Source organism: Marinococcus halophilus, assembly GCF_900166605.1.
GTDB classification, from domain to species: domain Bacteria; phylum Bacillota; class Bacilli; order Bacillales; family Marinococcaceae; genus Marinococcus; species Marinococcus halophilus.
Genome location: NZ_FVZD01000006.1, coordinates 85,196 through 111,820 on the forward strand (window position 1 = coordinate 85,196; position 26,625 = coordinate 111,820).

The following is a 26,625-nucleotide window of genomic DNA, read 5'->3' on the forward strand; positions in this document are numbered from 1 at the left end:
CATAGGAATGATAAGAAAGGGAATAAATACTACTAATTGAATCAATGTTTTAACCCGAAGGTGTACGCGGAAACCAAAATGTAAAATCGAGCTGGCAGTGAAGGGAGGAGCGTTTCATGAATCATCATGATTATGAAAAAAGACTTGCTTTGCATGAGCTGTCTCCGGGAGAGCTTCGTTCAGAGTTTGATGCTGAAACCTTTTCGTTTGAAACGACCGAAGATATGGGTGCTTTTCCATATGAAATGATTGGGCAGGAACGTGCTGAACGGGCTATGGAGTTCGGTCTTTCGGTAAAACAGACGGGATACAACTTATTTGTCGTGGGGCCGACAGGGACGGGAAGAATGACTTATACTCAGCACAGTGTGGAGAATTTGGCCCGAACTCAGGAAAGGCCCGACGATTGGTGCTACGTGCACAATTTTGACGACCCAGACCGGCCGGAAGTGCTCTCCTTTAAAGCCGGGGAAGGCCAGCGTTTTCGACGGGAAATAGAACAGCTGCTGCTGGACATTGAGCGTGAATTAAGGACAGCATTTTCAAGCGATAGTCATGAAAGGCAAAAGCGGGAAATGTTTGAACGCCTTCGTGCAGAAATGGACGAGCTGTGGAAAGAAACTGACCAATTTGCCGTACAGCATCACTTTAAGCTCGAACGCATGCAGAACGGCATTAATAAAATCCCCCTTCAACGCGGCCAGCCAATGAACAGGGAAACCTACCAGCATTTACTTGAAGCAGAAAAAGAGCATTTGCGGGTAAATGAGAAGCTTGTAGAAGAAAAAGTTCAGGACGCTCTGCGCCGTATTGCGAGGATGGAAGAGAATTTTCGCAAAGAAGTACAGGTGTTTATGGCAGATACGGCTTCAGCTGCAGTACAAAAGTTATTTGAGCCGCTCCACAGGCAGTACGGCCATATGCCGAAGGTTACGGATTATTTAACTGCGTATGAACAGGATGTCGTGGAGCATTTTTACTTTTTCGCCGCGGCCCAGGGGCAGGAAAGTTCAGCAGGAGCAATTGAGACAATGAAAGAAAAACAGTATCAGCGGTATGTGGTGAATCTGCTTGTAAACAACAGGCATTTAGATGGAGCGCCAGTCGTATATGAATCTAATCCAACGTATCATAATTTGTTTGGTAAGGTAGAGTATCAGGGGCAGATCGGCAGCCTGGTGACGAACTTCACATTCATTAAACCAGGAGCTGTGCATCTGGCCAACGGAGGATACTTGATCCTTCAAGCCGCAGATCTGCTGCAGCACCCGGGCTCGTGGCCGGGATTAAAACGGATGCTTCAGACCGGCCATGTGCATATCGAAAACTCCTACGAAGAGCGGGGACTGCTGCCAGCGAGTGCTCTTAAGCCAGAGCCGATTCCTTTCCGGACCAAAGTCATCATTATCGGCTCCTATTATATTTATGATCTGCTTTCGAGACTCGATGAAGAGTTTGATAAGCTGTTTAAAGTGAAGGTGGAGTTCGATACCGTTATGGCAAAAAGCGATGAAAACAGCTGGAAAATGGCTGGATTTGTGAAAAATTATATTCAGGAAGAAGGACTGCTGCCATTTCACCGGGAAGCTGTGGCCCGGGTGATTGACTATAGTTCGCGGTTAGTAGATGAGCAGGGTAAAATGACTACGAGGTTTCAGGATATTACAAAGCTGCTCGTAGAATCCAGTCACTACGCGCTGCAGGAAAGGGAGGCCTGTGTCAAAGCGGCACACGTTTTCCGGGCGCTCGAGGAAAAATACAGGCGCTCAAGTCATATTCCCGAACAATACAGAGAAAGAATTTATGATGAAACGATTATGATTCAAACGGAAGGCTACCGGGTCGGCCAGATAAATGGACTGGCCGTTATGGGCACAAGAGATTCCATGTTCGGTATTCCGACAAAAATTACGGCTCAAACGTACGTCGGGAAAAGCGGGTTGATGAATATTGAGCGGGAGACCTCTCTTAGCGGCCAGATTCATCATAAGGGGATGATGATTTTAACCGGGTTTCTATCCGGGCAGTTTGCTAAAAACCGTCCCATTCCTTTATCGGCGAGCATCACGTTTGAACAGACCTATAATTTGATCGACGGCGACAGTGCTTCGAGTACAGAGCTGTATGTGCTGCTTTCCTCTCTGGCCGAGGTGCCTATTTACCAGGGGATAGCAGTAACCGGGTCAGTAAATCAATGGGGAGAAATTCAGCCGATTGGGGGCGTGAATGAAAAGATCGAGGGGTTCTTTCAGATCTGCCGGGAAAAAGGATTGAACGGCCGGCAGGGCGTAATTATTCCGAAGCAGAACGCCCGTAATTTAATGCTCGACCCGGAAGTAGTAGAAGCAGCGGAAGCAGGAAGTTTTCACGTGTGGGCGGTCGGCCATATTTCCGAGGGGATGGAAATTCTGACTGGTGAACGGGCAGGAGCCGTACGCCGGGAAGACGGCACGTACCCGGAAGGCTCAGTGTTTGCCCGCACAGAAGCCCGTTTTAACCGGATGTATGAAGTAGATCTGAGGCAGCAGAAAATAGAATAAAAAATGAACAATACAGTCTGTAGAGAGAGGCTGTATTGTTATGAATACGAATAAAATTTTGCTTGACTTTTTATGTATGCGATTTCATAATTGAAACAAGTTACCATGAATACGTATTCAGCAGGAGTTAAAAAATGATTTCTTCCAAAGAAGTTGCCAAAGAAGCAGGAGTTTCACAATCAACAGTTTCCAGAGTGCTGAATAATTCAGACAAGGTCAGCAAAGAAAACGTAGCTAAAGTTACAGAAGCAATGAGAAAGTTAAATTACCGGCCAAATGCCATAGCCAGATCTTTAGTCAGCAAGCGCTCCAAAACGATAGCGCTCATATCCGGACCGTTGCATAACCCCTTCTTTGTGGAGACCACTTCATCCATTGTGAATTACGCTAAAGAAAGGGGCTATAATACCAACGTTTTCTTTGAGAACAACGGAGACAACATGACTGTATATGAAACGGTGCTTTCTATGCAGGTGGATGGTATCATATTGTCTTCCGTGTTTATGGATGACCCCATCCTGAAGGAATTGCAGGCGTCCCAAATACCGTACGTGATGTTTAACCGTAAGCATAACGAAGGCGGAAACTTTGTGGAAATAAATAATTACGAGGCTGGAAAAATGGCGGCGAACCATTTGTACCAGCTCGGGCATGAGAATTTTGGATTCATCGGAGGGCCAATGTATACTTCCACTTTTTATGGAAGATATCTGGGCTTTACAGAAGGAATAGCAGAGCAAACTATGGAAACCGGGAAAGTATTTTTAAACGAAACTGATACGAGTGAGGAAGCGATAGCAGATGCCATTTTCAAAATGATGGGGCGGAAAAATCGTCCTACAGCAGTTTTTGCCGCTACGGATGCCATAGCTATCACTGCCATGGATACACTTCTGGAGCTTGGATACCGGATTCCTCAGGATATTAGTATTTGTGGAGTGGACAACGTACGAATGGCCCGGCATCATGCATTCGAATTAACCACAATTGGCGCTCAGTCCAACAAGAATTTAGGAAGACTCGGAATTGAACATCTCATCAATTCGATTGAAGCTGGAAAGGAAAACATGTCTCCGATCCAAGTTACGCTCGAACCTGCATTGTACCAAAGGAAAACGACAGGGCCTATTAAACCAGGCTCAGTATGAACTGAGCGGTTTAATTTTGGTTCTGAGAATACGTATTCACAGAAAATATTGGGAGGCAGAAGGATGAAAAAAGGATGGTTTTTACTAGGGAAAACCCAAGCTGCTGCAAATTACTATCAGGTTTTCAACCCCCACACAGAGAATTTAATTGGAGAAGCAGCTGAAAGCACTCCAGCCGAGATGCATGAAGCAATCAAAGAAGCAAATGAAGCTTACGAAAAAATGAAAACGTTAACATCTAATGAAAGGGCTGTAATTCTTTTTCGGGCGGCAGAAATCTTACAGAACAGAAAAGAAGACGGGGCGCGAATTATTTCCCAGGAAGCATGCAAGCCGGTAACTGCTGCCCGTACCGAGGTGCAACGAACTATTCAGACCCTGCAGTTTTCCGGTGAAGAAGCAAAAAGAATGAACGGGGAATATATACAACTAGACGCTGCAGAAGGCGGCGAAGGCCGGGATGCTTATACAATTCATGAACCTATTGGAGTAGTTGGAGCCATTACTCCTTTTAATTTCCCTTTAAACCTCGTGACCCATAAAGTCGGCCCGGCGATAGCGGCAGGAAACACTATTGTAGTTAAACCAGCAGAGCAGACTCCTTTTTCAAGCTTGTTACTGGCAGAAATATTAACTGAAGCAGGCCTTCCTTCCGGAGCAATCGCAATAGTTCCCGGAGACGGAAAATCATTAGGAGAAGTAATGCTTCATGACGAGCGGGTGAAAAAAATATCTTTCACTGGCAGCCCCGAAATAGGAAAGCTGTTAAAAGCAAAAGCAGGATTGAAAAAAATGACGCTTGAGTTAGGGAGCAACTCGCCGATGTACATCGACCAGTCGTGCTGTGAAGAAATTAATGAAGTAGCTGAAAAGGCAGTCAAAGGGGCGTTTGCATATAATGGACAGGTTTGTTTAAGTACACAGCGTATTTATGTCCATGCAGAAGTTTTTCAAGATTTTGTACGCAGATGCTCAGAAAAAACTGCTCTTCTTCAGTTCGGGGACCCCTTAGAAGAAAGCACGGAAGTTTCCAGTTTAATTAATAAAAAATCGCAGCAGCGTTTATATGAATGGGTGAAAGAAGCAGAAACCGAGGGGGCTGAAATCCTGGCGGGAGGAAAAAAGACTGGTAATGGTTTAGAGCCGACTATTTTGCTGAATGTTCCTTCCTCATCTTCTATTTCCTGCAAGGAAGCTTTTGGTCCGGTAGTTATTATCAATAAAGTACAAGACTCGGAAGAAGCTTTGGAACAAATGAACAACAGCCGGTTTGGCTTGAACGCGGGAGTGTTTACGAATGACCTGAAGCAGGCTTTGGATATGGCACACCGGATAGAAGCCGGCCAGGTTCTTGTTAATGACGTGCCTACTTTGCGTTTTGATCATATGCCCTATGGGGGAGTGAAGGATTCTGGATATGGAAGGGAGGGAGTAAAATACGCCATCGAAGAAATGACTGAATTGAAAATGATAAGCCTTAAATATCGTTAAGGGGAGAGCGGCATGCAAATACAAACAATGCCCGGGAGGGAGAAAGAGCATTTGTTTACTTGTTATTACCCCCAGTACGCAGCTGAGTGGGCAGTAACTTTTCAAACCTTGTTTGGTGAACGTAAAGAAAAAATTATTACTGTTGGAGACGGTATAACGAACCGGCAGAGTATTATAGATCATCTTCCAGTTTACACAACTACTGAAGTAAAGAGGGAAACAGTTATTCCTTATGAAATAGAAAGGAATGCCTTCCAGGAGCAGGGGAAGGAAATATTAAGAAAGTATTTTCTCTACCAGCGCAGGTCATGGAAGGTACCAGTGGTGCAATGGGAGCAAACTTATGTTATTTACGCACCCTACCAGATCGAAGACGTTAGAAAGGGTGCTGGCAATAAGATGAAAACCATGCTGTATGAAGTGAGTTCAGGATCCTACGATAAATTAGAAAAATTTCCTATTATTCAGCAGTTTTATCAAGAAAGGGGAGAATAAAATGAACTTTCTGATAATTATGGCCATTTGTATACTTGGCACCTGGGTGGGGATGGCATTGACACTTTGGAAAACAAACATTGTAAAGGAAAAAGAATAGGGGGGTTCTATGAATACACAAATCGTAACCTATTCCTGGATTTTCATGGGCTTATTTATACTAATGATGCTGTATTTCGGCTGGGTCGGAATGAAAAGAACTAAAACTTCGGAGGATTTTGCTACTGCACGATCAAGTTATAGTCCCTTAGTGATTGCCTTAGTAATCGCAGCGGGAATATCGAGTGGTTCAACGTTTATGGGAATGCCGGGGCTTGCATACAGTATCGGAACACCGAGTCTCTGGTATCCGCTGCTTTATCCTATAGCTACCGTTATTGGCATGCTTTTTGTAGCCAAGGTTATAAAGAAATATGGTGATGATTTTGGTACAAGAACGATTCCAGAATTTATTGGAGAAAGATACAAAAGTGATTTTTTGCGGATTGCGTTAACGATTATTTCTATTTTGCTCATTTTTTACGTAGTTTCTCAATTTGTTGCTGCTGCGACAATGTTTCAGACGATGATGGGTGTGAATTATGAGATTGGCTTAATCATCACGGCAGCGGTACTGGCTGTTTATGTATTTATGGGCGGTTCCCACTCAGACATCATTACAGATGCCGTGCAGGGATTTTTAATGCTGATCGTAGCAATTACAGTATTTGTTTGTTTTATGACGAGCGTTGGTGTCAATGGCGGTTTCACAAATATGCTTGAAACAGTAAGTAATGAAAATCCTCAGGGCGGCTTTAATCAGTTATTTCTTCCTGGAGATAACACGTACGGAGCATTTTGGCTGGTGGCCTTATTGTTTGTAGCCCACCTTCCTTTCTCAGTGCAGCCGCATCTTGGCAATAAATTTATGGCAGTTAAAGGCAGCAAAGACATCAGAAAGCTGATTATGTATTGCACGATCTTTGCTACAATTCTTCCTTTGATGGCTTTGGGTGGAATGCTTGGAATAGCGGTAGTCGGCTCGGATGCAGGTATCAGCCCGGATCAAATAATTCCGGTGCTGTTCAGTGAAATATTCCCGCCGGTGATTGCAGCCTTTCTGGCAATAGCTGTGCTTTCCGCCGTAATGTCTACGTCCGACGGTTTGATAGTATCACTTACTCAGCTGCTTGCTAATGACTTGTACCGCAAAACGATTGTACCTAAAATCAATATTTCGAAAGAAAAAGCGGAGCGGAACGAATTGATTATCAGCCGTTACAGCACATTTGTAGTAATAATCGCAGCCATCTTTTTTGCCTGGTCCCCGCCAGAGTTCTTAGCGGTCTTTATGTGGATTGGCATCGGAGGCATCATGGCAGCTACTGCAGGCCCTATTGTAGTTGGTGGTGTATGGGACCGTGCCAATAAAACAGCAGCCATATCTTCTTTAATAGCAGCGACAGTTGTGTATTGGTTCGTTTATCTGCCAATCGGCCTTAACTTCTCGAATCCATTCGGGGCTGCTGGTATTGGAGTTATTGTCGGGATGCTCACGATGTATATTGTGACGATAGCTACTACTGAATCTTCAAAAGAAAGTGGTTTAGATATAAAGCAGAAACCAAACGCAAGGAGTGGGAAAAATGTATAAACCGTTTGTATCGCCTATTAGAATTATTTCTGGTGAAGGAGCAATAAATGAAACACCGGCTTTGCTGCAGGCCCATCAGGCAAAACGGGTAATGGTATTTGCGGATCCGGGGGTAGTCGATGCCGGCCTCGCAGCCCCTTTAGAGGAGCAATTAAAAAAAGCCGGGGTGGTGTATGAAATATATTCAGACTTAAAACCGGAGCCGCCTGTAGAAATCGGGAAGAATGCTTTGCAGGCACTGAAGTCATTCGATGCAGATTTTGTTATCGGAATCGGGGGCGGCAGCTCTTTGGATATCGCAAAGGCCGTTTCGGTATTGCATGGCAACGAAGGCTCCATCGAAAATTATTTAAATCTTTCCGGCGACAAAACCCTTAAAAGCAAAGGCCTGCCAAAGCTTTTAATACCAACTACGGCTGGTACAGGGGCAGAGGTGACTGATATCAGTGTGTTCTCACTTGAGGGCACTAAAGACGTTATCACCCATGAGTTTTTATTGGCAGACGTTGCTGTAGTAGATCCCGAGCTCACGATGACGGTGCCGCCTAAGATCACTGCGGCTACAGGAGTGGATGCTCTTACTCATGCAGTAGAAGCATACATCTCTGTTAACAGCACTCCCCTGACCGATGCTCTCGCTTTGGATGCAATGGAAAGAATAGCGAAAAATATTCGTACGGCGGTATGGAATGGAAATAATAAAGAGGCGCGTGTGCAGATGAGCTGGGGGAGCATGACGGCAGGGCTCAGCTTTTACAACGCAGGGGTTGCCGGCGTCCACGCTTTAGCCTATCCGTTAGGAGGATTATTTAAAATTTCCCATGGTGAATCCAACGCTGTGCTTCTTCCTTACATTTTCGATTACATCTGGCCTTCCTGCATGGAAAAAATGGGGACGATAGCAGAACGAATAGGGGCTAATACAAAAGGGTTGTCGAAAAGGGAAGCTGCAATAGCAGGTGTCCGGGAGTTAAAGAATATTGTTGAAGATGTTGGCATTCCTTCGACATTGGAGCAGTTTGGAATTGAAAAAAGTGATCTTGTGAAGCTGGCAGAAAGCGGAGAAAAACAGACAAGGCTTTTAGCAAGAAGTCCTAAATCTTATTCTTACCAGGATATTTTAGAAAGATATGAAGCAGCTTTTGCAGGTACTTTGGAAATTAACAAATAGTTAAAAAAAGGCCCGTTCTTTTAATAGAATACGGGCCTTTATTATTTTATTCCCCGGTGATTTTTTCGACTGAATCATTTAGCTGGTACTCACGGCCAAGCAGCGTGAAGTCGCTCCATTTTGTATTATTTACATAGTAATACTGGTCGTTTTGAACGGCTTCGGTATCAGCAAGCAGATCATCCACCAGTTCCTGGGACTGCTCTGTCGGCTCTCCCTGGTCGGTTAGAATAAACAGATAGTCTGCGCCCTCCACATAGTCAGGCACAGTTTCAAGAGAAATTGCCTGAGTTTCTGTGTTTTCAGTTACGCCTTCTGTCGGTTCGAGCCCGGCGCCTTCATACAATCCGGCAAAAACAGATTGATCATGTACGTAAACTTCCTTACCGATAAACTGGACGACAGCCGCAGTTGCATCTTCCGGTATATTATTGTCTGCAAGTGTTTGTTTTGCTTCCTCGGCTTGTTGTTCGTATTCATTCAGCCATTCTTCGCTGGCGTCTTCTTTGTTTAATGCATCAGCAGTGTTTTTCAGCTGCTCTTCCGGTGTATCTCCAAAAGAAGTCATGTAGACCGGTGCGATTTGCTCGAGCTGCTCGAGAGAGTCAGACTGATAATCCGATAAAAGAATCATATCTGGGTTAAGCTCATTGATCTGTTCGACGTTAGGCGTATCTCCGCCCACGCTTTCCACTCCTTCAAGCCTGTCACCGTATGTGTCAAGATAATAGTCAGAGGTGCCTGCCGGCTGCTCGCCCAGGATCAGCATGTCTGCTACGTTCTGCAGGGCTACCACATTCTGGGGATCTGCCGGAATTTCTACTTCCCGGCCGGTCGGATCGGTAACGGTTCTCATTTCAGCTTCTGCGTTTTCCCCGCCGTTTTCCCCTTCCCCGGAATCTCCTGAAGAATCATTGCCGCAGGCGGCAAGGACAAATAAAAGTGCAAAACCGACTGCAAATAAAGAAAACCACTTTTTAAACATATATGTAATCCTCCTAGTTGATAATAATAATCATTTGCATGACTATTATATGGTATTCATTTTATAATTACAATGTAAACCTTTGGAACTATGCAAAAAATGTCGTGTGCCGATAGTTTTTAATAAAATGTAAGGGCTGTGCTTTTGTTTTTTTAACGTTACACTAAAAAAAGCCTGCTTTTATGATTGTAAAACATATGAAGAAAAATCTGCCTACAGGAGGAAATGTTATGCGTTTTGAACCGTCTGAACAAATCGACCGACTGCCGGAACAGTTCTTTGCTTCGCTTTCAAGGAAAGTGCAGGAGCTTAAGGAAGAAGGCAGGGATTTAATTAACCTGGGCCAGGGTAATCCTGACCGGCCGACGCCGGGCCCAATTGTTGAAAAAATGCAGAAAGCTGCCGAAAACCCCGAATATCATAAATATTCCCCGTTCCGGGGGTATGCTTTTTTGAAAGAGGCGGCAGCTGATTTTTATCAGAGGGAATACGGGGTGACGCTGGATCCAAAAACGGAGGTGGCGGTTTTGTTTGGGGCAAAAACCGGTCTGGTGGAGATCAGCCAGTGCCTTCTTAATCCCGGGGATACGGCGCTGCTTCCTGATCCGGGGTACCCTGATTATCTTTCCGGAACGGCCCTGGCAGGTGCAGAAACAGTATTTATGCCGTTAAAAGAAGAAAATGAGTTCCGCCCTGATTTTCGCGAAATTGAAGCAGATGTGCTGACCCGGGCGAAAATGATGTTTTTAAATTATCCCAACAATCCAACGGCGGGAATCGCTACGGCGGATTTTTTTGAAGAAACGGTCCAGACTGCTGTACAGCATCACATTTGTGTCGTGCATGACTTTGCCTATGGATCACTCGGCTATGACGGCGAAAAACCGCCGAGCTTTCTTCAGACTCCCGGGGCCAGGGAAGTGGGCGTAGAAATGTATACACTGTCGAAAACGTTTAACATGGCCGGATGGCGAGCAGCTGTGGCGGTAGGAAATGCTTCGGTAATAGAGATGATTAATAAAATGCAGGATCATTTGTATGTAAGTTTGTTTGGGGCGGTGCAGGAAACCGCAGCGTATGCGTTTGACCACGGGGCAGGCATGGCTGAAGATATACTGAATGTTTACGAAAGCAGAAGAAACGTATTTATTCAGGCACTACGCGCTCAGGGCGCAGAGGTACAGGCGCCCCGGGGTTCTTTTTTTGTATGGATGAAAGTGCCAAACGGCTACACCTCCGCTTCGTTCACCGAAAAGCTACTTGAGAAAGCAGGTGTAGTAGTAGCCCCAGGCCATGGCTTTGGCAGTATGGGAGAAGGATACGTCCGCATCGGCCTGCTTGAAGAGGAAGAACGGTTGAAAGAAGCGGCTGTAAGAATCGCCGGTGTAGCAGCGGAGGGGAAGTGAAGCATAGCTTTAACATGTTTTCGTTCACCCATACTTATTTTGGTGCTCTTTTTTCCATGCCAGGTAAGTTTCGTCCTCCCGGGCCTGTATCCATTTTTCTTCAAAAATCCGGGCTGATTCGGCTTTTTCTTCATTGATCTGCCGCTCGTTCACATTTCCGTCTTTGTCATATTTTTTGCCTCCTTTATAATTGGCATACCGGCGCGAGCGGGTATAGCCCATCTGCAGAAATTTTCTTGCCATGTCCATACCGACAAAGTCCTTCTGTTTTTTATATTCCAAAAATAATTCATAAATCTGTCCGGAGGATTCTTTAGCAATGTCGGGTGTTTTGAATCTCCAGTGCGGCAAAATTTCACTCTTGTATGGCTCCACCATTAAAACGCCCTGTTCTCCTCGCCCTACGCGGTATTTCTCGGGTTGTTCACGAAAATTAATGCTGTCAAAATCCTCTTCATAATTAAAACTCATTTGCGTTCTCTCCTTTTTTGTCTTTATCTTCTTTGCCCGGAAATGAAGAGATGTATGTGTAAAAATTTGTAGCCATACAGGATTTATCTTTCCTAAAAAGGGGAATAAACGGGATGCATAGAATAAAGAAGGATTATCGAAGATATACATCGAATCCTTGTGGTAGATGGAGGTTTTAAGATGGAATATATTGAAAATGTACGCAGCCAGCTTCTGGAGGAAGTCGAACCAGTTCCGGAAGCAGATTGGAACATAAAAACGGACGCTACGGATTGGAGCGTTGCTCAGGTAGTAGAGCACCTCCGGCTATTTGAAGCCTTTGTAGGAAGAAGCATGAAAAGCGCCCTGGAAACAGAACCTACCACAAGGGCGGAAGAAAAGCCGATTCAAATGATGAAATACCGCCGCCGTCCGGCGGAAGCGCCGCAGGAACTCCAGCCTGAGGATATGGAATTTAACAAACAGACCCTGCTTGAAGAATTGCAGGAAACGAGAAACTATATCCGTCACCTTGAAGAAAGGCACACCAGTGAGGACTTAGCAGCACGTTCCATTTCGCATCCCAATTTTGGGCCTATGCCTCTTCATCAGTGGCTGGAGATGATCGGCCTCCATGAAGAACGGCATATCGCTCAAATCCAAGATATAAAAGCAAAACTATAGACTGAGGGAGGAAAAGAAATGAAGAAGCTCATTAATGGTGTGGATCAGATCGTTTCTGAAATGGTGGAAGGACTGGTGGCTGCTCATCCCGACAAGCTCCGGGCGATTGAAAATACGAATGTGATTGTGCGGGCCGACGCGCCAGTGCAAGGTAAAGTAGCTTTGATCAGCGGAGGGGGCAGCGGGCACGAACCTGCTCACGCCGGATATGTCGGGGAAGGGCTTCTCGATGCAGCAGTGAGCGGGGAAGTATTCACCTCGCCGACCCCTGACCAGGTGCTTGAAGCCATTAAAGCCGTGGACAGCGGAGCCGGAGTTCTTTTAATCGTAAAGAACTACAGCGGGGATGTAATGAACTTCGATATGGCTGCCGATCTCGCAGAAGCAGAAGATATTACGGTCAAGCAGGTCGTTATACGGGACGATGTAGCGATTTCGAATCCCGACGATCGGCGTGGCGTAGCGGGAACGACTCTTGTGCATATGATTGCCGGGGCAGCAGCAGCTGAGGGAAAAAGCCTGGACGAGGTGGAAGCAATTGCACAGGGCGTTGCTGACAATGTTCGCTCGATGGGCGTTTCCCTCGCACCTTGTACGGTTCCGGCGTCCGGAAAGCCCGGATTTACTCTTGAAGAGAACGAGATGGAGATTGGAACCGGCATTCACGGCGAACAGGGCGTGGAGCGCCGTGAGCTGATGCAGGCCGACGCCGTTACGGAAGAACTGGTTCAGCATGTGCTTGACGATATGCATCTAAATGACGGCAGCGAAGTGGCATTAATGATTAATGGGCAGGGAGCCACACCGTTGATGGAGTTGTATATTGTGGCAAGAAAAGCTATTCAGCTGTTAAAAGACCGTGGTATTCACGTAAAGAAAACCTTTGTGGGAGAGTATATGACGTCGCTTGAAATGACGGGATGCTCGGTAACGATTTTAAATTTGGATGAGGAACGTAAACGGTTGCTACTATCCGGCAGGGAGTGAAGTTTTCATGGAACTAAGCGCAGCAGTAATGAAGCAATGGGCACTACGAATCAACGAAAAAATGCAGGAGCATAAGGATAAGCTTTCCGAGCTCGACCAGGCCATCGGAGACGGCGATCACGGACACAATATGGCCCGGGGGTTTCAGGAGGCAGCAAATAAAGTAAACGATTCTTCCTATGACGACATCGGCACGATGTATAAAGATATAGCTTCAACACTTATTTCGAAAGTGGGCGGGGCTTCAGGGCCTTTATACGGAACAGCTTTTCTTAAAGCCGCCAATGCATGGAAGGGAAGAGATGTACTCGACAGCGAAGCCTTTACCGAAGGCATCGAGGCTGCCGTCGGTGGTATTGAAACGAGAGGCAAAGCTTCTTTTGGAGACAAGACAATGCTCGATGTATGGATTCCTGTCCGGGATGAAATGAAAGAGCGCGGAGTGGATACAGAACAGGCAAACAAAACAGCTGCGAAAGAAGCAGAAGCTACTATTGACCGGGTCGCAAAAAAAGGAAGGGCTTCCTATTTAGGCGAGCGCTCGAAAGGCCATATGGACCCGGGCGCCTTTTCATCGCAGCTCGTTTTCGAAGCTCTGGCAGAAGTTTATAAGGAGGGGGCCTCTTAATGGCGAAAGTCAGCATCATTGTTATTTCCCACAGCAAAGAACTCGCCGATGGAATCGTGGATCTCGTATCCCAGACGAAACAGGAGGACGTTGCGATCGCCGCAGCCGGTGGCACTGAAGAGGGAGAAATCGGCACGAGCGTTGACCGGATTACCGGGGCCGTAGAGTCGGTTACGACTGAGGAAGGTGTGCTGCTTCTGTTTGATATTGGCAGTGCGTTAATGAATGCAGAAATGGCTCTTGAAATGCTTCCCGAGCTTGAAGGCCGTATTACTATCGCTGATGCCCCGCTTGTAGAAGGAGCCTATATTGCTGCAGTTGAGGCAGGAATGGGAAAAACACTCGAGGAAGTGAAAAAGGCAGCAGAATCGGCAAAGGAATGGAAAAAAATCGAGGATTAATGAGAAAACCCTGAAACCTTGCGACGGTTTCAGGGTTTTTTGGCTGGAATAGAGTGCCTTACAAAAAGCTGTAAAATCATATGCTCCCAGCTTTTCAGGTTACGAGCTCGTTTTCGGTTTTGCGTTTTTATAATAAGCTTTCCGGGAGGCTTCCTCTTTTTGGACAGAAGATGTTTTTGACGCTCTCGCCAGCAACACATAGCTGAGCACGGCCGCAGCATCTGCTGCAAAAATCACAATGCCCATCGGTACCGCTGTATGCTCTCCGGCAATGCCGACCAGCGGAGCCGAAGCTGCCCCGAATAGAAATGGGAGCAGACCGATCAGCGCAGAGGCGCTGCCGGCCCGGTGCCCTTGTTCTTCCATCGCAAGGGAAAACGAGGCAGTGTTTACAAGTCCAAGGCTTGAAACAACGAAAAACATCGGGATCACAATAGAGGCAAGCGGTGCTTGAATTATGGTCATTATTAACAGGACGGAACTTGAAACGATGGTCAGCCCGAGGCCAAACGTGAGTATTTTTCGTTCGGGCACAATGCCGGCAAGCCGTCCGGTTGTCTGGGAGCCGATAATAATACCAATGCCGTTAAGCGCGAATAAAAAGCCGAAAACTTGCGGTGAAGCTCCGTAAATGCCCTGATACACAAATGGGGTGCCGGACACATAAGCAAAAATGCCGGCCATCTTTAATCCTTGGGCAAGAGCGTAGCCCATAAACGAACGGTCTTTTAGCAAGCTGCCGAAAGTCTTTACCGTTTCTTTTATGTCGCTGTCTGAACGGTTCGTCTCCCGAAGGGTCTCCGGGAGCAGGGATAAAACAATAATGAAAATAGTGACGCCTATCGCGCTCAGAACAGCAAATACGCCGTTCCACGTGGTGAAATTAAGGATGGCTCCGCCAAGCACTGGGGCAAGTATCGGAGCAAGTCCATTTACAAGCATCAACAGCGAAAAGAACTTCGTTAGTTCTTTTCCGGAATACATGTCCCGGACAATTGCCCGGGAAATAACAATACCGGCCGAAGCGGAAAATCCCTGCAGAAAACGGCAAGCAATCAAAATCCAAATGGTTGGAGCGAATATACATAAAATAGAGGCGGCTATATAAATAAACAGGAAAATAGATAACGGTTTTTTTCTTCCATTCACATCACTCATAGGCCCTACGATTAATTGGCCAAAGGCGAGACCGAGCAGGCAGGCTGTTAAACTGAGCTGTACCAGCGAAGCGCTCGTATCAAGGTCCTGGGCAATAGAAGGAAAACTGGGTAAATACATGTCGATAGTCAGTGCGCCGAACGCAGCCAGCGAACCTAGCAGAATAGCCAGGCCGATCCGTTTTTTAGACGATACCGCCTGTGTGGAACTCATGATAAAATCTACTCCCTTGTTGAAATATGAATCACGGGACACGTTGTTTTTTAAGCACAAGAAAGGATTCTAACATAAGCCATATAAAAAGAAAAGTCCGCTGTTTTAAGCCGGACTTTTCTTAGTTTTTGTTTCGAGAGCCGCAAACAACAGATGCCAGCACTCTGCACTAAGCGCGAAAAACAGGATAATAAGCGTGCCGGCCCATTCCTGAAAAAAGGCGACAGCGATAATTCCATACCATGCGCAGCGAAGCAGGTGCTCGAGCGAAGGCATCCATAAAAAGCACAAAGGCCGCAACAGAATAAAAAAGATGAAGCTGAAAAGGAAAAACACATATTCCTGCGTCAAAGCTACGGAAAATACAGCACTTAATCCTTCATTTACTAAGGAAAAAAAGAATAGGTTCATCACCTGCTGCTACTCCTCGGTATCTGCCGGGAAGTGGACGCCGGTCTGAGCACGTATTTCATCAAGGACTTGAAGCACCTGGATGGAGCGTTCGATCGAAATATGAGGCACATCTTCACCGGCACAAAGGCGAATGAAGGCTTGTATTTCATGGACCATGGAATCCTCCTGGCTGTTTTCCCAAAGGATAGTCGTTTCATCTTTTTTTGTGAGGGTCACCCGGTGCATATGATTGATGTGATCGATGGTGATCGTGCCGTCTTCTCCCTGCAGCTCGACTGGCTGAGTCGAAGAAGAGATTTTAGAATAGCTGATGACTGCCTGGGCTTCCGGATATCCAAGAAGAGCAGCTGCCTGGCCATCAGCACCGGTTTCAAGCAGGTAACCATGTGCCTGTACGGTATGCGGCATGCCGAGAAGCTCAAGAGCCGGGTGGAGGCAGTAGATGCCAATATCCATTGAGGCCCCATTGGAAAGCTCCGGTTTAAAAGCATTGAGTACAGTTCCCTCGCGGTAAGCGTCGTACCGGCTCGAATACTGGCAGTAGGAAATCGATGCCCGGCGGAGCTTGCCGATTTCGTCAAGGTGATCGGTCACAGCAGTCCAAGCCGGGAAATACATATTTTTAATCGCTTCCATAATCGTAACGCCGTATTCGGAAGCGGCAGCGAGCAGCCGCTTTGCTTCTTCAGCATTAGAGCACATTGGCTTTTCACAGATGATGTGCTTTCCGTGCTGTATGCCGGCCATGGCGATGGAAAAATGATATCTGGTAGGGCTTGCAATATACAGCGCCTCCACATTTGTATCCCGGCAAAGCTGTTCTAAATCATTATAAGCCGAAGGCGCGTCATATTGGTCCGCCAGAGCTTGAGCCCGTTCGAGATTCCGGGAATACACAGCCTGCAGCTGAAAATCCTCAAGCGTTCTGCCAGCCTGAATGAAAGCTTCGGTAATCCAGTTCGTTCCCACAGTGGCAAAATTCATTATGTAAAACCTCCTTAAGTATCAGCTGTGTCTATGAATTTCCTTTCCTTTTCCGGCTCGATCGTGTTTTTGTTTCTGCCTTAGAGATAGAAGCCCTCCGTTTTCGTTCCTCAAAAAATAGAAAAAACTGATCATATGCTTCTACAGCAGCAGCAAAGCCAAGAATGAAGTAAATGGAGCCGGCTTCCTGCAGCAGGACAAAACCGAGGGCCACGTACCACAGCATTTTTAGCAGCCGGGAAGCCGCCGGTTTCCATAAGAAGAAAATGGGGCGCAGTAAAAAATACAATAAAATAGCCAAAACAAATACAGCGATATTTTCACTGAAGGTACCGGGCACCCGGGAAATAATTTGATCGATGATTTGTCCGAATTCCGCTAAGCGTTCTTCCATTAGCTGCAGCTCCTTTGATTAGTTTAGATACAAGTACTCATAATTGTATCGTAGCGGTTTTAGCATCAAATGAACAGCCTTGAATCAAAAAAGGAAAGGTGATAAAAAACCCTCTTCCCGAAAAAGAAGAGAGTTTGGGACGAAAAGATATACAAATGAGTAATTACGGCCGGACTGGCCGCAGGTCTTCATTTTCCTTGAGTGAGCAGATGTATTCGACTAATAGTCCGATAACATTTTCAATATCATCCATGCTCGCTGTCTCCACTGGGGCATGCATGTACCGAAGAGGAAGGGACACGTTGACGCTTGGAATGCCGGCGCCAGCCAGACGCAGCCGGTCAGCATCAGTGCCGGTCACTCTTGGCGTGAGCTCGTACTGCACGGAGAGGCCGGCTTTTTTTGCGGCCTGCTCGAGTCCTTCATTAGCCGTCGGATGGATCGGAGCTCCCTTGGCAAGTACTGGACCCCCGCCGAGAGTTACTTCTGTCTCCTGATTTGGATTGGACCCGGGGTAATCATATGCAAATGTAACGTCCAGGGCAATTGCTAAATCAGGCCGCAGAGCGGCTCCGGCAAAATGAGCGCCTCCCATGTTTGTTTCTTCGTTGACCGTGCTGACGCCGTATACACCTACCGCCGGACGCCTGTCCTGTAGCCGCCGCAGGACTTCTGCAGTAATGAAAGCACCTGTGCGGTTGTCGAGTCCACGACCACTGAAGCGATTATTCAACAGCTTTTCGGGAGTGCGCTCGTAAACTCCTGCATCGCCGACAGAAAGATATTCTTCCATTTCCGCTTTGCTTTCAGCTCCGAAATCTATGTATAAATCAGAAAAAGCAAAGTCTTTTTTGCTGCCGCCTTTGTGTTCCGCATTAACGCCTGTGACACCTGTGATAGGCCCTTTTCTGCCCTGGAAAGTTACTTTCATTCCAAGAGCTGGGGCCTGGCTGATACCCCCGAGCTTTTCTACCCGTACGAAGCCGCTGCTGTCGATAGACTTTACGAGAAAACCGATTTCATCGCAGTGGCCGGCTAAAAGGACATGAAATGAGGCTTCGGGGTTAATGACACCCCAGGCATTGCCGATTGTATCTGTGTGAACTTCATCCGCATACGGAGAGACGTACTGAAGCCACTTACGCTGGATGGCCATTTCATTCCCGGATGGAGAGGGGGTTTGTAGCAGGCCATATAAAAATTGTTCAGATGATTCCTTCATGGGCGTTTCCTCCTTGGAAGTACAATTTATTACAGCATCCCGTTTTTTGTCTTTGCCGTCAACTCATGCACCTAAAACTGCCGGCGTTTACTTGTAGTGACCCCCGATTTTTTCCGCCCGGGTCAGGGCCTGGCCGCCCGGAAGAAGGGAGGAGGCCTGGAGCACGGCCGCCGGTCCGTACCGTTCCTTAAGAGTATCGATTGTTCTGTTTAAGTCCTCACGATACTCTTTTTCAGAAAACAAATCCAACTGCACAGATTGATCACTTTCGAGCTGCTGGAGGCTGAGGCTCAGGCCGCGGACCGGATAAAAGTTCCAATGCTTAAGAAAGAGGGAAGCAGCAGCTTTATAGAGGGCTTTACCGTCATTAATCGGTGCCGCCTGGGCGGCCTGCCGATGGAAATGAAAAGGTCTTTCGTTATCACGGCCTTCGGCTCCGACAGTGACTGTCCAACCGCTGAAGCCTTCAACCCGTGCCCGGCGCCCAACTTCTTCGCTCAGCTCGCGCAGCACCACCCGGATATCATCCCAGCTGGAGTAGTCACGTGGAAGCGTCATATGGTGGCCGACAGCCTTTCGGTGCGTATGAGTTCCGGGACTGACTGGGGAAGGGTCAATGCCGTGAGCTGTCTGCCAGAGCAGTTCACCGTTCAGTCCGAAACGGTGCCGCAGTTCTTCCACTGGATAGGCAGCGAGGTGGCCAGCCTTTCGAATGCCCATTTGGCGCAGGTGTTTTTCCATTCGCCGGCCAACACCAAACAGATGATTCACAGGGAGCGGCCAAAGCGTTGAAGCCAGCTGATCCTGGCTCAGGGTGAAAATTCCTTCTTCGGATTTTTTGGCAAAATGATCACAGGCCATTTTGGCCAGAACCTTGGTCGGTCCGATGCCAATGCGGGGGTAGACGCCGAACGCCCGAAGCAGGTGGCGGTTGATAAAAAGAGCCGCCTGCTCCGGGGTAGAGGCCGTATGCCTGTATGTATGCGTCATATCTGCAAAAAGCTCATCTACACTGTAAGGTTCTATCTTATCTGTGTACGCTTCAAGCGCCGCTGCAATTTGTACCGAAATTTTTAAATACAGCTCCATGCGTGGAGGGATAACAACGAGCGCAGGACATTTTTGCTGGGCCTGGCTGAGTGTTTCGGCCGTTTTTACACCTTCGCGTTTGGCGACAGGGCAGGCAGCCAAAATAACGCCGCTCCGGATCGACGGGTCGCCGGCTACAGCTGTTGGTTTATGCTGCAGATGGGAATAGTACAACTTTTCAACACTGGCGTAAAACGACTGCATATCGATTAGAAAAATAATCCGCTCCACAGCCCTTCCCTCCTTTGGTTGATAAAGCTATTTCTTCTTTTCCCTAAATTATACCTCAAAATATATATTTTAAACGAACAAATGTTCTGTTTAAGGTGAAAAAAACCGGAGCCCCGTTTAGCTCCGGCTTCTTGATTATGACGAGGGGAGGCCCCTTTTCTGTACGAGGGTGTTATTGAAACGCTCGAGCAGCTGGGCGAATTGATCGCGATCTTCCTTCTCCCAGTCGGCCAATAGGTTAGCATACATATGGATCCGTTCCTGCTTCAGTGTATTAATCGCCTCGATCCCTTCCCCTGTAATAAAAATCTGGTTGACCCGCTTATCGTGATGATCGGGACGGCGGGAAACGAGGCCCTTTTTCTCCAGGGAGTGGATCTGGCGGCTGAGTGTAGAGATATCAAGGAGAAAGTGATCAGCGAGTTCGCGAGCAGAACGGGGGCTCTGCTGGTGCAGTACTTGAAGAATCAAATAGGCAGAACGGTCCAGGCTGTTTGCCTGGCTGTCGAGTGTTCTTTTAAAATCTGCCCGGCGCATTAACGTTACCACGCCGGTCTCAATTAGTTCTAGCATTTCCTTGTCATGTTTATTCATCGGAGCCCCTCCAATTCCAATCGGTCTTTTTCTCTATTGTAATATAGATTAGGAGCGAAAAAAGAGATAAGCGCAAAACGAGTGTATATAAAACATAAATATTATGCGTTCTTTTCTAATCGGCCCGCTGCATAGCCCTTCTTTCAGCGTATTCAAGGCATTTTTCACAGACAAATACTTTTTCACCCTGCTTTGTGAAGTATGGACGCATATAGGAGGTCTTCGATCTGCAGTAGTAGCAGCGTTTTGAGAAAGAGAGGCTTCTTATCCATTGCTTTAGCAACAACATTTCCTCCTTTTGCAGTGATATATAGTTTCACGATAAGAGAAGGAGGGGATGAATGCGAACAATATGCTTATTAAAAACGAATGCCGTGATTTATATGTATTTATATAGTAATTCAATAAAATAATACTTTAATTCGTGAATGAAACCATCCATTTTCGGGAAAGAAACAATAAATGAAGACTAAGAAGAAGGTGATCAGCTTGGCAAAAAGACTAGACCGTGAACAATGGAGTGTATTTCAAAGCGAGCTTTATCAAACAAACACGACTGTCGTAGTGACAGATGATTTGATATTAATCACAGATCCTACGTGGCTTCCAGCTGAAATTGAAGAGATAAGGGAGTTTGTGGAGGAGCGGAGAAGTAATCAGCCTGTATATCTGCTGCTGACCCATTCAGATTTCGATCATGTTATTGGAGCCGGAGCGTTCCCCGAAGCGACTATTATTGCTTCCCGTGGATTTAACGCCAGATCGGATAAAGAAAACATTGTGCAGGAAATGAAAGAGTTTGACGAAACGTACTACATTCACCGCAATTACGATACCTCTTACCCGGACCCGGATATTATCGTTGACTCCGATGAGCAGGTGCTTGAGGAAGGAGAAACCAAAATTACTTTCTATCTGGCACCCGGCCACACTGTGGATGGGCTGGCGGCGGTCATAGAGCCTCTTGGTCTCTGTATTGCCGGAGACTATTTAAGCAATGTAGAGATCCCGATTATTGAATATCACAGCGAATCCTATCAATTTACGTTAAAGAAGCTGGATGAACTTTGGAATGACGGAAAGTACAGTACTGTAGTGCCGGGGCACGGGCTGGTGGCTTCGAAGCCCGAAGAAATAGAAAAACGACTCCGGGATTCAGAATGGTATATTGAAAAAACGAAAACATCGCTGGAAGACCCGTACGTAGAAAGCGCCATTTTTGCATTTATTGACCGCCACAAATTTGAAGCTCCGTTAAAGCAGGTGCATGAAAGTAATAAAGAACAATTAAAAACGGAAAGATAAAAAACTGGCTGCTCCGGGCAAGGGCAGCCAGTTTTCGTTTGAATTTTTTTATTCGGAGGACTCAGTTTGATTACGTGGAAGGATTAATACCTCTACACGCCTGTTTTGGGCCCGGCCTTCTGCAGTGTCATTCGAAGCAACCGGCTCAAACTCTCCAAACCCCTTGGCACTGAAATCTCTTGGATCTAGGTCGGGATTTTCGAGCACAATTTCCATGAAATGCACCGCTCTCATCACGCTGAGTTCCCAGTTTGTATTGAAGTCTGCATTTGCAATAGGAGTATCGTCCGTATGACCGCTGATAATAATATTGCGCGGGGGGTTTAGTACAAGCAATTCAGACATGTCCTCGGCCGTTTGAAGAGCTTCATCGCGTATTTCTGCTTCACCGACCTCGAATAAAATATTGTCCTTGATGGAAAGAAGCAGGCCGTCGTCGGAGAGCCGGGTCGTAAACTGGCCTTCAAGGCCGCGTTCATCAATAAATCCTTCGACCCTCTCCTGAAGCTCGGCAAGTTCGTTTTGATCTTCTGCTTCTTCGGTAACGGTGGGCGGGCTTTCATCAACGTTATCTTCGGCATTCAGCTCTTCGACAGAGCTTCCGGATTCATTAATGCCGCTTCCTCCAGTGAAAACAGAGTTAAACGATTCGGAGATTTGGTCAAATTTCCTGGCATCTACTTCGCTTGAGGCAAACAAAACAATAAAGAGGGCAAGCAGCAGGGTCAGCAGGTCTGCGTAGGGAAGAAGCCATGCTTCGCTGACATGCTCCTCCTCTTCTTTTTTCCGCTGCCGCCGCCTAGCCATTTTCGGTGCCTTCCTTCCACTCTGTTTCCTGGGCCGCTTCCATAATTTTTTCACGATCCTTTGCCGGAACATACATTAGAAGTTTTTGTTCAATCGTTTTTGGAGGCTGTCCTTCCTGAACCGATAATACGCCTTCGATCATGACACTGCGCACATGGATTTCATGCTTGGATTTACGCTTAAGTTTATTGGCAAAAGGGTGCCAGAGGACGTAGCCGGTGAAAATACCAAGAAGAGTGGCGACGAAGGCAGCACTGATCGCCTCTCCGAGTTTATCGATATCGGACATATCAGCTAGCGCCGCAATAAGGCCGACCACAGCGCCCAGAACGCCAAGTGTGGGAGCGTAGGTTCCTGCCTGGGTGAAAATGGACACCCCAGTTTGATGACGGGATTCGATTGCTTCAAGCTCTTCACTCATGATGTCACGGATGAAATCTGAGTTCTGGCCGTCCACAGCCATTGTCATACCATTACGAAGAAAGGGATCCTGGATGTCCTGAACATCGCCTTCGAGGGCCAAAAGACCTTCTTTTCTAGCTGTTTGGGCCCAGCTGGAGAACATAGGGACAAGCTGAGCGACATTCCATTCACTCTGATTTTTAAATAAAACGCCGAAAAGCTTCGGCACGTTTTTTAATTCGTCACCAGGGAAAGCAATCACTACGGTAGCAATCGTGCCTCCGAAAATAATTAATAAAGCGGCCGGGTTAAGCAAAGAAACGAGCTCCATCCCTTTAATGGCAATACCGCTCATAATAGCTGCAAAGGCTATAATAATACCAATGATTGATGCTTTATCCATACGTATCAATCCTTTATGTTTGATTCTACTGTTTATATCGGCACTCGGGATGCTAACATAAAGAAGGAAAGAAAAATCGTGAGGAAGTAAGGAATAATTAACTAGACGTGCAGTTTCATAAATACTAAAAGCATGAACGCTGTCCTAAACGGCAGGAGAGGGAGGCGCACAATGAAAAAATGGATGATCGCTGCTGGAACGCTGGGGCTGCTGGTCAGCGCAGGCTGTGCAAATAATGAGAGCGGGGAGAACGGGGCTGGTGGAAATGAGGAGTCCTCTTCAGGCTCCTCAGAGGAAAATACCGAAGAAAGTCAGGAAGATCCAGAAAACGGTTCAGAAGAAACGACAGATGCAAATAAAAATGACGGTCAGACAGAGCCAGGAGAGGCTCCGCCGGAGACGAGTGAAGAGGGGGATTTGAAGAATCCTTCGGCTATCGACGCATTAATCAACCGGGAGTATCACCTGCCGGCAGACTATGAACCAGAAAACTTAGTCATACCGGATGTAGCTTTCCCATTTGAGGGAGATCTTCAGAAAAAATACATGAGAGAGGAAGCGGCAGCGCAGCTTGAAAGCATGTTCGCAGAGGCTGAAGAGGAAGAAATTGAGCTTTCTGCTGTGTCGGGCTATCGTTCGTATGACCGGCAGGCAAGCATATTCGCAGCTAACGCGGAGGAAGACGGAGAAGAAGAAGCAAACAAATATAGTGCCAGAGCGGGGGAAAGTGAGCATCAGAGCGGCCTGGCGATGGATGTGAGTGCGTCCTCTGTCGGTTATTCGTTAACGACGGAACTTGGGGACACAGAAGAAGGAAAGTGGCTTGAGGAAAACGCCCATGAATACGGTTTTGTAGTTCGCTACCCAGAGGACAAAACGGAGATTACCGGCTACCAGTATGAACCGTGGCACGTGAGGTATGTGGGAGAAGACCTGGCTGAAAAGCTGCACGAAAATGATTTAGTAATGGAAGAGTATTACAGGGAAAACAAGTAAAGCCCGGGCGCCCCGGGCTTTATTTTTAATCTTCATCGATTGTCGGTAGTTCTGTTTTTGCGATCTTTTCATCAAGAGCTTCGTAATCGTAATAAGAAATGGTCCGGTACAGCTCTTCGCGTGTCTGCATATCTTCGAGCATAGCCTTCTGGGTACCTTTATCGTGAATTTCCTGAAATACCCGTTCAACGGCTTTGGCGGCGGCCCGCATTGAGGTAACCGGATAAATGATCATATTAAATCCCCATGATTCAAACTGATCCGCGTGGTAATACGGGGTGCGGCCAAACTCGGTCATGTTCGCAAGCAGCGGTGTACCAGAGAGGCTGTTCCCGGCACGGCGGAAGTCCTCCTCTGTGGAAAGTGCTTCTGGGAAAATGCCGTCTGCGCCGGCTTCCCGGTAAAGTGCCGCCCGTTCCATAGCTGCTTCTATACCTTCTACGCCCTTGGCGTCGGTGCGGGCAATAACGGCGAGCGTAGGGGCGACTTCTTTAATAACTTTAATTTTCTGCACCATTTCTTCGGCGGGGACTAATTTTTTTCCGTTTAGATGGCCGCATTTCTTGGGGAGGTCCTGATCTTCAATCTGGACAGCGGCCACTCCGGCTTCGGTCATTTCCCTAGCGGTTCGCGCCACGTCAAGCACGCCGCCAAAGCCGGTATCGATATCAACAAGCAGAGGAAGCTTCGCTGCACGGACAATATCCCGGGCCCGTTCGGCAACCTCATGAGAATGAATAATACCAAGGTCCGGAAGCCCCCGGCTCGCTGTATAGGCAGCTCCGGATAAATATAAAATATCAAAGCCGGTGTTTCTGGCGAGGAGCGCAGACATGCTGTCGTGGACGCCTGGGATTTTCACCGCCGGTCTCTGCTGAATGCGGTCGTGAAATAATCGGGCGAGTTCTTTTTGGGAGACGGGTTCTTCGGTTAACCAGCTCAATGTATTTCCTCCTTTTAGTAAACCCAGGCTGACATAAAATGATGAACAGGAGTTTCTGCCAGCTGGGCATGATCAAGCATTTGTTCAAGAAGCAGGGATGCCTGCTTCGGTGGATAATGAGCATTCAAGTTCTGCCGGCATTTTTCGATAATCTGCGGCTTGGCCTCTTCCCGGCGGCGCTGATGGCCTAGCGGGTACTCGACTTCTACGGGATCCGTGCTTGTGCCGTCCATAAAGCGGACCTGCACCTGGTTGGGAATCGAGCGCTTGGATGGGTCCAGATAATCCTCGGTGTACTGTTTATTTTCTTTAACGATCATCTTGTTCCGGAGCTGATCAATGACAGGGTTTGCGGCAGCGGAATCTTCATAGTGATCAGCGTCAAGCCGGCCGAAGATCAAGCCGATGGCTGTCATATACTGAAGACAATGATCGCGATCCGCAGGGTTTTGCAGCGGGCCTGTTTTATCGATAATGCGAATGGCAGCTTCATGAGTAACAATATCGATGCGTTCAATATCCTGAAGCCGTGCTTTCACGTCTCCGTGCAGCTCGATGGCCGCTTCGACAGCGGTTTGGGCGTGAAATTCAGCCGGGAAAGAAACTTTAAATAAGACGTGTTCCATCACATAGGAATCCATTTTCGGCACAGAAAGCTCTTCCCCATTCATCATCACGTCCTGAAAGCCCCAGCCTTTCGCAGAAAGAGCTGTAGCATAGCCCATTTCTCCCCGGACAGCCATTAAAGCAAGGCGGACGCCGCGGCTGGTAGCGTCGCCAGCAGCCCAGGATTTACGGGAGCCGGCATTTGGGTAGTGACGGTAGGTACGGAGACTCGAGTTGTCCACCCAGGCGTTGGAAACCGCGTTGATCATTTCCTGCCTGCTTCCACCGAGCATATGGGTCACTACCGCTGTTGTAGCCACTTTTACAAGAAGCACGTGATCGAGCCCCACCCGGTTAAAACTGTGATTTAAAGCGATGGATCCTTGAATTTCATGGGCTTTGACCATAGCAGTTAACACGTCGTACATCGTTAAAGGTTTTCTTCCTTCCGCCACGCGCTGCCGGCTTAGATAGTCAGCGGTCGCAAGAATGCCCCCGAGATTATCAGAAGGGTGCCCCCATTCTTTGGCAAGCCAGGTATCATTATAATCGAGCCAGCGGATCGCGCATCCGATATTGAAAGCAGCGTGCACAGGGTCGAGCTCGAACTGGGTGCCAGGCATGCGTGCGCCGTTTGGAACGACTGTGCCCGGGACGATCGGCCCCAGGTGCTTGGTGCACTCCGGATACCGTAAAGCGAGAATGCCAGCCCCTAACGTATCCATTAATACATAGCGGGCGGTCTCATACGCCTCGTCGCTTGAAATGTCATGGCCATATACATAGTCTGCAATGTCGGTCAGTAAAGCATCTGTCTGCTGCATCGTTTGATTCATTCTTATTTC

The 26,625-nt window shown here is 47.3% G+C and carries 26 protein-coding genes; 13 read left to right on the forward strand and 13 right to left on the reverse strand.

What is annotated here, in order from left to right; genetic code table 11:
• The first annotated feature begins 116 nt into the window (after positions 1–116).
• The 6 genes from B5066_RS06545 (at position 117) to B5066_RS06570 (ending at position 8,478) form a co-directional block, all read left to right on the forward strand.
• The gene (locus B5066_RS06545) at positions 117–2,540 is read left to right on the forward strand and encodes a Lon protease family protein (RefSeq protein WP_079475157.1); all 2,424 of its coding nucleotides are present in this window, start codon (positions 117–119) and stop codon (positions 2,538–2,540) included.
• Between the two features lie 134 nt (positions 2,541–2,674).
• On the forward strand, positions 2,675–3,688 hold the full coding sequence (locus tag B5066_RS06550) for a LacI family DNA-binding transcriptional regulator (RefSeq protein ID WP_079475158.1): 1,014 nt from the start codon (positions 2,675–2,677) through the stop codon (positions 3,686–3,688).
• 63 nt (positions 3,689–3,751) lie between these two features.
• The gene (locus B5066_RS06555) at positions 3,752–5,179 is read left to right on the forward strand and encodes an aldehyde dehydrogenase family protein (protein WP_079475159.1); all 1,428 of its coding nucleotides are present in this window, start codon (positions 3,752–3,754) and stop codon (positions 5,177–5,179) included.
• A 12-nt stretch (positions 5,180–5,191) separates the two neighbouring features.
• A complete protein-coding gene (locus B5066_RS06560) occupies positions 5,192–5,674 on the forward strand; it encodes a hypothetical protein (protein WP_079475160.1) in 483 nt (160 codons plus the stop codon).
• 109 nt (positions 5,675–5,783) lie between these two features.
• On the forward strand, positions 5,784–7,307 hold the full coding sequence (locus B5066_RS06565) for a sodium:solute symporter family protein (protein ID WP_079475161.1): 1,524 nt from the start codon (positions 5,784–5,786) through the stop codon (positions 7,305–7,307).
• On the forward strand, positions 7,300–8,478 hold the full coding sequence (locus B5066_RS06570) for an iron-containing alcohol dehydrogenase (RefSeq protein ID WP_079475162.1): 1,179 nt from the start codon (positions 7,300–7,302) through the stop codon (positions 8,476–8,478). Before B5066_RS06565 ends, B5066_RS06570 begins: the two co-directional genes overlap by 8 nt.
• A 46-nt stretch (positions 8,479–8,524) precedes the next feature.
• On the opposite strand, the gene B5066_RS06575 is transcribed toward B5066_RS06570, so the two are convergent.
• Positions 8,525–9,463 carry an ABC transporter substrate-binding protein gene (locus B5066_RS06575; protein WP_079475163.1) on the reverse strand — a complete coding sequence of 313 codons (939 nt, stop codon included), beginning with the start codon at positions 9,461–9,463 and terminating at the stop codon, positions 8,525–8,527.
• Positions 9,464–9,693: 230 nt separating this feature from the next.
• Here B5066_RS06575 and B5066_RS06580 point away from each other — a divergent pair, with 230 nt between their 5' ends.
• Entirely contained in the window at positions 9,694–10,869 is a 1,176-nt protein-coding gene (locus B5066_RS06580; protein ID WP_158219200.1) for a pyridoxal phosphate-dependent aminotransferase, read from the forward strand.
• Positions 10,870–10,893: 24 nt separating this feature from the next.
• On the opposite strand, the gene B5066_RS06585 is transcribed toward B5066_RS06580, so the two are convergent.
• Entirely contained in the window at positions 10,894–11,340 is a 447-nt protein-coding gene (locus tag B5066_RS06585; RefSeq protein ID WP_079475164.1) for a DUF4385 domain-containing protein, read from the reverse strand.
• Positions 11,341–11,520: 180 nt separating this feature from the next.
• On the opposite strand from B5066_RS06585, the gene B5066_RS06590 reads away from it, so the two are divergent.
• From B5066_RS06590 to dhaM, 4 genes are read left to right on the forward strand one after another with little or no spacing between them, the layout of a single operon-like run.
• Positions 11,521–12,003 (forward strand): DinB family protein, encoded by a 483-nt coding sequence (locus tag B5066_RS06590; RefSeq protein ID WP_079475165.1) that lies wholly within the window; start codon positions 11,521–11,523, stop codon positions 12,001–12,003.
• An 18-nt stretch (positions 12,004–12,021) separates the two neighbouring features.
• Entirely contained in the window at positions 12,022–12,990 is a 969-nt protein-coding gene (gene dhaK / locus B5066_RS06595) for a dihydroxyacetone kinase subunit DhaK (protein WP_079475166.1), read from the forward strand.
• A gap of 7 nt (positions 12,991–12,997) precedes the next feature.
• The gene (gene dhaL, locus B5066_RS06600; RefSeq protein ID WP_079475167.1) at positions 12,998–13,618 is read left to right on the forward strand and encodes a dihydroxyacetone kinase subunit DhaL; all 621 of its coding nucleotides are present in this window, start codon (positions 12,998–13,000) and stop codon (positions 13,616–13,618) included.
• Positions 13,618–14,019 (forward strand): dihydroxyacetone kinase phosphoryl donor subunit DhaM, encoded by a 402-nt coding sequence (gene dhaM / locus B5066_RS06605; RefSeq protein ID WP_022794265.1) that lies wholly within the window; start codon positions 13,618–13,620, stop codon positions 14,017–14,019. Before dhaL ends, dhaM begins: the two co-directional genes overlap by 1 nt.
• A gap of 99 nt (positions 14,020–14,118) precedes the next feature.
• Here the strand turns inward: dhaM and B5066_RS06610 are convergent, their stop codons facing one another.
• The 7 genes from B5066_RS06610 to B5066_RS06640 form a co-directional block, all read right to left on the reverse strand.
• Positions 14,119–15,390, reverse strand: coding sequence for a multidrug effflux MFS transporter (locus B5066_RS06610; RefSeq protein WP_079475168.1), 1,272 nt, complete (start codon positions 15,388–15,390; stop codon positions 14,119–14,121).
• Between the two features lie 105 nt (positions 15,391–15,495).
• Positions 15,496–15,804, reverse strand: coding sequence for a hypothetical protein (locus B5066_RS06615; protein ID WP_143745406.1), 309 nt, complete (start codon positions 15,802–15,804; stop codon positions 15,496–15,498).
• 6 nt (positions 15,805–15,810) lie between these two features.
• A complete protein-coding gene (locus tag B5066_RS06620; protein ID WP_233133488.1) occupies positions 15,811–16,788 on the reverse strand; it encodes a Gfo/Idh/MocA family protein in 978 nt (325 codons plus the stop codon).
• A gap of 31 nt (positions 16,789–16,819) precedes the next feature.
• A complete protein-coding gene (locus B5066_RS06625) occupies positions 16,820–17,182 on the reverse strand; it encodes a hypothetical protein (protein ID WP_079475171.1) in 363 nt (120 codons plus the stop codon).
• A gap of 163 nt (positions 17,183–17,345) precedes the next feature.
• A complete protein-coding gene (locus tag B5066_RS06630) occupies positions 17,346–18,404 on the reverse strand; it encodes a zinc-binding metallopeptidase family protein (RefSeq protein ID WP_079475172.1) in 1,059 nt (352 codons plus the stop codon).
• An 87-nt stretch (positions 18,405–18,491) separates the two neighbouring features.
• Positions 18,492–19,724 (reverse strand): DNA polymerase IV, encoded by a 1,233-nt coding sequence (locus tag B5066_RS06635; RefSeq protein ID WP_079475173.1) that lies wholly within the window; start codon positions 19,722–19,724, stop codon positions 18,492–18,494.
• A gap of 135 nt (positions 19,725–19,859) precedes the next feature.
• Positions 19,860–20,318 carry a MarR family winged helix-turn-helix transcriptional regulator gene (locus tag B5066_RS06640; RefSeq protein ID WP_079475174.1) on the reverse strand — a complete coding sequence of 153 codons (459 nt, stop codon included), beginning with the start codon at positions 20,316–20,318 and terminating at the stop codon, positions 19,860–19,862.
• A 489-nt stretch (positions 20,319–20,807) separates the two neighbouring features.
• On the opposite strand from B5066_RS06640, the gene B5066_RS06645 reads away from it, so the two are divergent.
• Positions 20,808–21,623 (forward strand): MBL fold metallo-hydrolase, encoded by an 816-nt coding sequence (locus tag B5066_RS06645; protein WP_158219205.1) that lies wholly within the window; start codon positions 20,808–20,810, stop codon positions 21,621–21,623.
• Positions 21,624–21,671: 48 nt separating this feature from the next.
• Here the strand turns inward: B5066_RS06645 and motB are convergent, their stop codons facing one another.
• Complete coding sequence (motB, locus tag B5066_RS06650) at positions 21,672–22,430, reverse strand: flagellar motor protein MotB (RefSeq protein WP_079475176.1); 759 nt, start codon at positions 22,428–22,430, stop codon at positions 21,672–21,674.
• The gene (motA, locus tag B5066_RS06655) at positions 22,423–23,235 is read right to left on the reverse strand and encodes a flagellar motor stator protein MotA (protein ID WP_079475177.1); all 813 of its coding nucleotides are present in this window, start codon (positions 23,233–23,235) and stop codon (positions 22,423–22,425) included. The genes motB and motA overlap by 8 nt, the downstream gene beginning before the upstream one ends.
• Before the next feature lie 171 nt (positions 23,236–23,406).
• On the opposite strand from motA, the gene B5066_RS06660 reads away from it, so the two are divergent.
• Positions 23,407–24,231, forward strand: coding sequence for a M15 family metallopeptidase (locus tag B5066_RS06660; protein WP_233133493.1), 825 nt, complete (start codon positions 23,407–23,409; stop codon positions 24,229–24,231).
• Positions 24,232–24,256: 25 nt separating this feature from the next.
• On the opposite strand, the gene prpB is transcribed toward B5066_RS06660, so the two are convergent.
• Complete coding sequence (prpB, locus tag B5066_RS06665) at positions 24,257–25,174, reverse strand: methylisocitrate lyase (protein ID WP_079475179.1); 918 nt, start codon at positions 25,172–25,174, stop codon at positions 24,257–24,259.
• A gap of 14 nt (positions 25,175–25,188) precedes the next feature.
• Positions 25,189–26,616, reverse strand: a complete 1,428-nt coding sequence (locus B5066_RS06670; RefSeq protein WP_079475180.1) for a bifunctional 2-methylcitrate dehydratase/aconitate hydratase — start codon at positions 26,614–26,616, stop codon at positions 25,189–25,191.
• Positions 26,617–26,625 lie beyond the last annotated feature (9 nt).